The organism is Desulfovibrio sp. 1214_IL3152, from assembly GCF_036763055.1.
Taxonomy (GTDB): Bacteria; Desulfobacterota; Desulfovibrionia; order Desulfovibrionales; family Desulfovibrionaceae; genus Desulfovibrio.
This window is the reverse complement of sequence record NZ_JBAIYW010000507.1, coordinates 1-1,855: the sequence shown is the minus strand read 5'-3', so window position 1 is coordinate 1,855 and position 1,855 is coordinate 1. Positions and strand designations below refer to the sequence as shown.

Annotated in this window: 2 protein-coding genes; both read left to right on the top strand. The window is 60.5% G+C overall.

Annotated features, from left to right (window positions below; all coding sequences use genetic code 11):
* Nucleotides 1–1,512: LIC12162 family transferase (locus V6C07_RS10855; protein ID WP_333536500.1), on the top strand; the 1,512-nt coding region annotated here is incomplete at its 5' end.
* Between the two features lie 3 nt (nucleotides 1,513–1,515).
* The coding region (locus tag V6C07_RS10850) for a tetratricopeptide repeat protein (RefSeq protein WP_442891935.1) at nucleotides 1,516–1,855 on the top strand (340 nt) is incomplete at its 3' end.

The following is a 1,855-nucleotide window of genomic DNA, read 5'->3' as shown; positions in this document are numbered from 1 at the left end:
CTGGCGGCGGAGCTATGCCCGCACAGCGCTGCGCTGCCCGCCGCCTACTGGGAGACGCTACTGGCCCCCTGGGCCGTGAATATGGCTTCACAGATCGTGGAGCGCTGGGACAGGGTCAAGGCCCTGGTCCAAGTGTGGGGCGACGAGGCCCTGCACGTTCCCCTGTTGCCGGTGGAGTGCTGCTTCACGTTCCATACCGAGCCGGATTTTGTCCTGCACGGCGCCCTTGGGCATACCTTTAATCACTGGCTGTTCTCGCGTCTGTTCGAGGCCCATTTTCATGATGGATGGCCGAAAAACTGGACATGGGAATACCTTGAGCCTGTAAACCGTGAATACGGTGCGGCGAAACGTCTTTCCGGCAAGGATCGCGTGCGCGGCATGCTGCGCAATGCCATGTTGAGACTGCCTTTTCCCCGTCTCAAAGGCGTCAGCCTTTGGCAGAGCCTGCGCTTTTCTCTGGCCCTGCTGCATAAAAGCCGGGGGCATGACTGCTCGCAGCCGCTTTCGACCTATGGGCGGGCCGCCACGGGGTTTGACGCGGCTTTGCCGGAGCATCTTGATGTTATGGCCCTTTTTCGCGCGGGGATGCCGCGTTCTTTAAAAAAGCTCGGCCATCCCGAACGCCTCGCGCCGGGCATGTTGTCGCCGCGCCTGCGCGTGGCAAGCATTCTGGCCTATGAGGACGCGGAATACCGGCAAAAGCTCGCTCTCTGGCGCGGCCGGGGCCACAGGCTCATGTACGTGCAGCACGGCGGCAATTATGGTCAGGTACGCTGTGCCTGTGATACTGCCGTGGTGGAATACAGCCAGCACGCCTTTGCCACCTGGGGCTGGAGTGAGCACGGCAACAGCCGGGGAAATTTTATTCCCTTGCCGTACCCGCAACTGGCTCGCATAAAGAAAAGCTGGCATGGTCAGGACGGGCATCACCTGTTACTTGTGGGTACGGAAATGCCAGCCTACGGCTATCGTCTGGACGCCCATCCAACGCCCTTGCAACTGGTGGATTACAGGCGCGACAAGCTGCGCTTTTTTGAATCGCTGGAGCGGAACATACGGGGCAGTTCCCTGTATCGTCCCTATTTCCCGTTGCCCGGCTCTTTGCGTGACGCGGACTGGCTGCTGGAACGCATGCCCCAGGTGCGTCTTGCCACAGGGCCTTTGCAGCCGCAGATGCTTGCCTGCCGTCTGCTGGTCGTGGATCACAACTGCACGACGACTCTTGAGGCTCTGGTCGCCAATGTGCCTACCATCCTGTTCTGGCGGCGTGATGTGTGGCCCGTTACCCCGCAAAGCGATGCCCTGCTGGATGTGCTTGTGCGGGCGGGCATACTGCATGCCACGCCCGAAGAGGCCGCCGCCAAGGTCACCGAAGTGTGGGAAGACCCCCGCGCGTGGTGGAGCCGCACATCAGTGCAGGATGCCCGCCGCGCTTTTTGCGCCCTTCAGGCTCTGACGCTCAAGGGCGATGAAAACCATTACTGGATCCCAACGTTGAAGAGTTTATAACATATGAAAATTCGGTTAGTTATCACAGTTTTTCTGGCATGTTTGTGCCTTTCGCCCTTGTGGCTGTCCCAGGGCGATGCCCGCGCTGACGACGGTGAAAGCCTGCGTCAGGTGCAGACGGCGCTGGACAAGAATGATTACGATGAGGCCGTGCGCCTGCTCAAGCCCCTTGTGGACAGCGGCAACGCTGAAGCCCTGTACGTTATGGGGCGTCTTATTCTGGACGGCAAGGGCGTAAAGAAAAACCGTACCCGCGCGGCGGAGTTTTTTCGCCTGGCAGCGGAAAAGGGCGACGTGAGCGCCATGAATTCCTGGGCCACGGCCCTGGCTTCGGGCGACGGCA